The organism is Luteimonas flava (assembly GCF_036584485.1).
Taxonomy (GTDB): domain Bacteria; phylum Pseudomonadota; class Gammaproteobacteria; order Xanthomonadales; family Xanthomonadaceae; genus Luteimonas; species Luteimonas flava.
In genome coordinates this window covers 1-289 of sequence record NZ_JAZHBM010000069.1, presented here as the reverse complement: position 1 = coordinate 289, position 289 = coordinate 1, and the positions used below count along the sequence as shown (strand labels likewise).

Annotated in this window: 1 rRNA gene; it reads left to right on the top strand. The window is 60.6% G+C overall.

The window, feature by feature from the left end:
- A 16S ribosomal RNA gene (locus tag V3391_RS17715) occupies positions 1-289 on the top strand; the annotation flags it as partial.

Sequence of the window (289 nt, the reverse complement as noted above, 5' to 3'; positions counted from 1 at the left end):
AGCTTGTTGGTGAGGTAACGGCTCACCAAGGCATCGACGGGTAGCTGGTCTGAGAGGACGATCAGCCACACTGGGACTGAGACACGGCCCAGACTCCTACGGGAGGCAGCAGTAGGGAATCTTGCGCAATGGGCGAAAGCCTGACGCAGCAACGCCGCGTGGGGGAAGAAGGCTCTAGGGTCGTAAACCCCTTTCAGCAGGGACGAAAATGACGGTACCTGCAGAAGAAGCGCCGGCCAACTACGTGCCAGCAGCCGCGGTAATACGTAGGGCGCAAGCGTTGTCCGGC